This is a genomic window from Sodalinema sp. (assembly GCF_046483825.1).
Lineage (GTDB): Bacteria > Cyanobacteriota > Cyanobacteriia > Cyanobacteriales > Geitlerinemataceae > Sodalinema.
The window spans coordinates 1-6,193 of record NZ_JAWOCL010000059.1 but is presented as its reverse complement, the minus strand read 5'-3'; the positions used below and the strand labels follow the sequence as shown (position 1 = coordinate 6,193).

5 protein-coding genes are annotated in these 6,193 nt (G+C 53.4%); 1 reads left to right on the top strand and 4 read right to left on the bottom strand.

Annotated features, from left to right (window positions below):
* Positions 1-270: 270 nt before the first annotated feature.
* Positions 271-1,659, top strand: a complete 1,389-nt coding sequence (locus tag R6U67_RS03810; RefSeq protein ID WP_410251324.1) for an NAD-dependent malic enzyme — start codon at positions 271-273, stop codon at positions 1,657-1,659.
* A gap of 107 nt (positions 1,660-1,766) precedes the next feature.
* Here R6U67_RS03810 and rpoD read toward each other — a convergent pair whose 3' ends face one another.
* The 4 genes from rpoD to R6U67_RS03790 all read right to left on the bottom strand — a co-directional run.
* On the bottom strand, positions 1,767-3,068 hold the full coding sequence (gene rpoD / locus R6U67_RS03805) for an RNA polymerase sigma factor RpoD (RefSeq protein ID WP_410251323.1): 1,302 nt from the start codon (positions 3,066-3,068) through the stop codon (positions 1,767-1,769).
* Between the two features lie 542 nt (positions 3,069-3,610).
* Complete coding sequence (locus R6U67_RS03800) at positions 3,611-4,309, bottom strand: polysaccharide deacetylase family protein (RefSeq protein ID WP_410251325.1); 699 nt, start codon at positions 4,307-4,309, stop codon at positions 3,611-3,613.
* A 68-nt stretch (positions 4,310-4,377) separates the two neighbouring features.
* Positions 4,378-5,376, bottom strand: a complete 999-nt coding sequence (locus tag R6U67_RS03795; RefSeq protein ID WP_410251322.1) for a hypothetical protein — start codon at positions 5,374-5,376, stop codon at positions 4,378-4,380.
* Positions 5,377-5,399: 23 nt separating this feature from the next.
* Positions 5,400-6,193: RNA-guided endonuclease InsQ/TnpB family protein (locus tag R6U67_RS03790; RefSeq protein ID WP_410251321.1), on the bottom strand; the 794-nt coding region annotated here is incomplete at its 5' end.

Here is a 6,193-nt window from a genome sequence, read left to right as displayed (position 1 = left end):
CATTGAAAGCGAAGGCCCCAAACTCAATCTCAATGATTTAGATATTTAAGCGATCAAGCAATTGCAGAAAGAGGGCGACCCCCAAGGGAACGCCCCTAAATCATTCCTGTTCCCTGTTCCGGTGTTCCCTGTTCCCTGTTCCCTGTTCCGGTGTTCCCTGTTCCCTGTTCCCTTCTCCCCCCAAAGTCGTGAGGAGTTGACAAAACATTTCTCAACGAGCAGCTTTTGCGTTATTACAGAGAGATTGCAAATCAGCGGCAAAACACGATCATGGTAGAGTTGACCCCCAATCCTAGTTACAGTCTCACCCTGCGCTTCCGACTCCCCAACCGCGCCGGAATGTTAGCCGGTGTCGTCGGTTCCATCGCCTCGGTGGGTGGAAATCTTGGGCAAATTGATTTAGTTGAACAGAGTCGGTATACCTCAATTCGGGATGTGACGGTGGATGCGTCGAGTACGGAACACGCCGATCGCATTGTGCAATCGGTGAAAGCGTTAGCCGACATTGAGTTACTGGAGGTGTACGATCGCACCTTCAACCTACATCGCGGCGGCAAAATCCGCATCGAAAGCCGTCTCCCTCTCAAACATCAGTCGGATCTGGCCATGGCCTACACCCCAGGAGTGGGACGAATTTGTAATGCGATCGCCGAAGACCCCAGCCAAGTCTACAATCTCACCGTCAAGGGCAATATGGTGGCCATTGTCACGGACGGCAGTGCGGTGTTAGGACTGGGTAATCTCGGGCCAGAAGCCGCCTTACCGGTCATGGAGGGGAAAGCGATGCTATTTAAGGAGTTCGCCGGCATTGATGCGTTTCCCATCTGCCTCAACACCCAGGATGTGGATGAGATTGTCGAAACCGTCAAACGGATTGCACCGGTGTTTGGGGGGGTGAATTTAGAAGATATTGCTGCACCGCGCTGTTTTGAGATTGAACGCCGCTTGCGGGCCGAAACAGATATTCCCATTTTCCATGATGACCAACATGGAACCGCCATTGTCACCCTAGCGGCTCTCATCAATGCCCTGCGCCTGGTGAATAAGTCCCTAGAGGAGATTCGCATTGTCATGAATGGGGCGGGGGCTGCGGGATTGGCCATCGCCCGTTTGTTGCAAAAGTCCGGGGCGCAAGAGATCGTGATCTGTGACTCGAAGGGCATTATCTCCCGCGATCGCGATCTACAAGCCGATAAACAAGCCTTCGCGGTGGAACGCGGCGGAACGCTTGCGGATGCGATGAAAGGGGCGGATGTGTTTATTGGGGTGAGTGTGCCAGGAGTCTTGACGGTGGAGATGGTGGACACCATGGCCCAGGATGCGATCGTCATGGCCATGGCCAACCCCATCCCGGAAATTCAGCCGGAGTTAATCGAGTCTAAGGTGGCGGTGATTGCCACGGGCCGCAGTGACTATGCCAATCAGATTAATAATGTCTTGGCCTTTCCCGGCATTTTCCGAGGCGCCCTCGATTGTCGGGCCTCGGATTTAACCATCAATATGTACATTGAAGCCGCCAGTGCGATCGCCTCGCTGGTTTCGCCGACTCAACTCAACCGGGAATACATTGTCCCCTCGGTGTTTGATGAGCGGGTGGCCACAGCCGTCTCAGCGGCGGTACAGCGGGCCGCACGAGAGGAAGGGGTAGCACGTAATTGATGAAGATGAATGAATAGATAAACAAAGCCCCGCATCACCCTAAGGAATGCGGGGTCACTGTTTCTATCAGAATGTCAGAATGTCAGAATGTCAGATCATTGGGGGAGTTAGCGGATGTATTCTTTGAGAATACTGTTGCGATTGGGATGACGCAATTTCCGCAGGGCCTTGGCTTCAATCTGGCGAATGCGCTCGCGAGTCACATTGAAGATTTGTCCAATCTCTTCGAGGGTCTTCATGCGTCCATCATCCAAGCCATAGCGTAGGCGCAAGACATCCCGTTCGCGGGGGCTGAGGGTATCGAGGACACTTTCGAGATCTTCGCGCAGGAGGCTTTTGGAGACCTGATCCTCGGGAGTTTCGCCATCGGACTCGATGAAGTCTCCCAGGCGAGAATCTTCTTCTTTACCGATGGGAGTTTCCAGAGAAATCGGCAGTTGGGCCGATTTGGCAATAAAGCGCAGTTTCTCGATGGTCATCTCCATGCGAGTGGCGATTTCTTCCTCGGTGGGTTTGCGGCCCATTTCTTGGGAGAGGAGTTTGGTGGTTTTCTTGATGCGGGAGATGGTCTCGTAGAGGTGAACCGGAAGCCGAATGGTGCGGGATTGGTCGGCGATGGCCCGTGTAATCGCCTGACGAATCCACCAGGTGGCGTAGGTTGAGAATTTGTAGCCTTTTTCGTGGTCAAACTTCTCAGCGGCGCGAATCAGGCCCAAACTACCCTCTTGAATCAAATCTTGGAACGAGAGTCCCCGATTCATGTATTTTTTGGCGATGGACACCACCAAACGCAGGTTCGACTGCACCATTTTGTCTTTGGCGCGGCGATCGCGGTAGAGGCGACTCCGGAAGCTGTTGCTAAATTTACGACTCTGTTTGGACCAAGACTTGGTGGTTTCAGGATCGTTCAAGGCCTCTTGGACGAGGGGCCAAACGTCTTCGATGGTGTCGGGTTTTTCGCCCTTCTCTTCCGTCAGACGTTCTCGAATCGGATCGGCAATCCAGGCGAGTTTTGCCCATTCCTCGGCGTTGGGTAGATGATCGAACTCTTCTTCGAACTCTTCTTGCAGAGACTCGATATAGAGTAAATCCTCAATCAGACGAGCGAGTTCAATCTCTTCGTCGGCACGCAACAGACGGATACGTCCGATTTCTTGCAGGTACAAGCGAATCGAGTCTTCGGTGTAATGTTTTTTCTTGGGGGCAGCTTTGCGTTTTGAACGAGATTTTCCGGGTTTGGCGGCGGCTTCGCCGGAACTGGGGATATAATTGCCTTCAGACTCGTTCTCGACGACGGCTTCGTCGGGTCGAGCTTCATCTTGCATGAGTAGATCGATTTCATTGCCCGATCGACCGACCCCCGGTAGGGTGCTGGATTGAATGGTAAGTACGTTATTCGCCTGGGTCATGTCGCGTTCCTCTTGACTCGGTGTGATTCGACTGATGATGATGTGGAATTTCCTGCGTAATCTTAAACGATCTAACGCAAGTTCGGCTAGACAGTTCGCAGTCAGATCTTAGATAGGTTGTGAAAAGCTTTCTTAGCTTAACTCAAATTCTCTGAGATCGTGTCGGGTCAGGATTTGTCGGAAAAATCCTTGGGGCGGTTGAACTTGGTGATAAGCTAGACCCCATTTCATTGATGTCTGAGGTACGCCTGACCGTTGAATCACCGACGCCGTGGCTGTGGATGAGACAAAGGTTAGGAAATACCTCCCTGATTTTAGCCGTTTTTATTGAAAATGCCCTCTATGGGGTGATGGCCGGCTCGACGATGAGCGCCGTCAGATTCCTAAAAACTCGGTCAAGGTTGGTTAGTTGTTTTAAGGAGCTTTCTGTTTGAAAAGTGTACGGCGTCATAACGTCGAGTGTACTGATCGCGGATCAGGGTTGGCTACAATGGTGTTCAGTTGAAAGGTGTTCAGGTGTAATTTAACGCAACTCTTTGCATCTAGCCACTCTGAACTCCTGACTTAAGATGCCATAATTGTTGAATGTTAACAAATTGATAATTTTTTGACTGTAGCTGCTCAACAATCGTTAACGTTGTTTGCGCCACGTCCTGACCACCATAGCAACCATCATGAAGGACAATCAGGGAACCGGGTTTAACTTGCTTCATGACGCGATCGCAAACCCGTTGTACCCCCGGACGGCGCCAGTCTTCAGGGACCACACTCCACATTACCGGACGATATTGCCAAGATTGAAGTAAATGCAGGGTTTTGGGGGTAAACAGGCCATTGGGAGGTCGCACATCCCGCACTTGGGCTTTTACCCAGTCTAGGGGGCGATCGCAGGCGTTGGCGATCGCCCCCTGGGTCGCCTCTAAACTCATCTGCAATCCCCGAGAACTCAGACGAGGAAAGGCCCGGTGCGTGTCCCCATGTAATCCCAGCCAATGACCCCGTTCAAAGACCGCTCGGGCTATCTCAGGATAGCGACGCACTGAGGCCCCCAACCAGAAAAAACTGGCCGTTACCCCCAACTGATCTAACACATCGAGCAGTGGCGGGGTGTACTGGGGATGGGGACCGTCATCAAATGTGAGAGCCACCTGAGGCTGGGTTGGCTTCGCTGACCAGAGACAATCCGGAAAGATGGGGGCCAGGACTCTGTAAAGATAGGGGTAGAGCGGCGCAAACATCAGCAATAATTTGTAATGATTTGTTGCAAAGTTGTTGAGGGAAACGCCCTGGACTCGACGAGCCATTCTCATCAGCTCTGTTCCGGGGGCGCAATGGCTGAAATCTCGTCTAAATTCGCTTGGGTCTGAGCTTTTAACCGATATTCAGCTAATTTCACCTGAGCCGTCCCATAGACTGGGGTTCCTTCGGGGATTCGCTGCAAATAGGCGATCGCCTCGGGGAATTGGCCCCCCGCCGCTTGGTTATAGGCTTGTTGCAGGAGCCAGGTGGCGTGGATGGTTTTTTGCTCTTGGTATTGGGCCAATTTCTCTAGGGCGCGATCGCGGGCCTCGGTTCCTGGAGGAATCATGCGTAAATAGCCCAAGGCCTCGGTAAAGTCCCGATTGGCGGCGGCGTTATAGGCCTGTTGGAGAAGCCAGTTGGCGCGAATCTCCCGTTTTTGCCGATACTCCCGTAACTTCGGTTGTAGCCGGTGATAATAGGTGCTACCCGGTGGAATTTGCTCAAGAGCGATGATAGCGCCCCGAAAGTCCTGGTGTTGGGCGCGATGTTGGGCCAACTCAATCCAAGAGCGGGCCTGACCATCGAGTTGTTGCTGTTCCGGGGTCGAATCGGCCTCTTGAACCGGTTGAATGGAGTCCCATTGGGCGATCGCCGACGGGGAAACTGTCGCTTGCAACAAATAAGCTCCCCCGAGCAACGCCAAAAGATTAACCCCTAAGCCAACGGCCAAGCCAAGGGAGAGGGGGGTGGCCTCGCCGCAATCGGGTTCCTGGTCAGGACGCTGATCGGTGACGGAGGGGGAAACTGAGACCTCGATCACCGAGCCATCGGCTCCCTGAGGTGGACTGGGGTGGACTGGGGTGGGAGGACTGGCCGCTTCGAGGTGGGGAACTCGGAACCAGATCGACTCATGGCGGCGAGGTGTAGCTTGAGAGTCGGTCGGCTCGAACACCCAATCGAGCAAGACTAAGGTTCCCTCGTCGTCCTCGGTGATTAGCCCTTGTAGGGAGGGGGCGATCGCATCTGAGTCAGCTTCAGGGGGTCGGTTGTGCTGGAAATAGAGCATGGAGTTCGTCGGGATCAGAGATTTCAGAGGTTATCGAAGCTACATGAGGCTACATGGCTTTTACAGCAAAGGCGTCCCGCTTTCCGGTCGTTGACATCCTCTCCCTGCAACCAAGAGCGGGTATGCCGGGAGATTCCCTGGGTCGCCCCAAAGATTTCGGGCTTCAACGGGTGCCAGCTAGACTGGGTGACCCCAGCCCCCGCCGCATCCCCTCCACAGGCCATTTCAACCACCCGTTGCCCACGGGCAGCGATAACTTGTCCACTGGCTACATCACGGGGTTTGATTGACCCGCCGTTATGGCAGTGATGAATCCGGGTTGAAAGGTCTTTGCGAACCTCGGCCCCACAATCCGGACACTCTTGAGACGATGCCCGAGCATCCACCTTGCCGTAAAACACATCACGCTTCCAACACACCCAGGGAAGGATTTGGTTTGTGAACTGTCCCAGTCCAGCATCGAGGGTGTGTTGGCCCAACATTCCCTTAGCCATAATGCGGAAATCCAAATCTTCCACGAAAACCATCCCCGCATCATCGCAAAGGTGATGAGCCAATTTGAAATGCCAGTCTTTTCGCGTATCGGCAATCCGTTGATGGACTCTGGCAATCTTCTTCTGGAGCTTCAGACAGTTATGACTTCCCTTCTGCTTTTTGTTGAGCCTGCGTTGCAGCCATCTCAGCTTGCGGTGCAGATTATTGAAGAAGCGGGGTCGCTTGACCTGTTCTCCATCAGACGTTGAGAGGAAGTATTCTAGTCCAACATCAATCCCCACCGGATGTCCATGAGGGGCGACAGCCGGAATCTCGACATCAG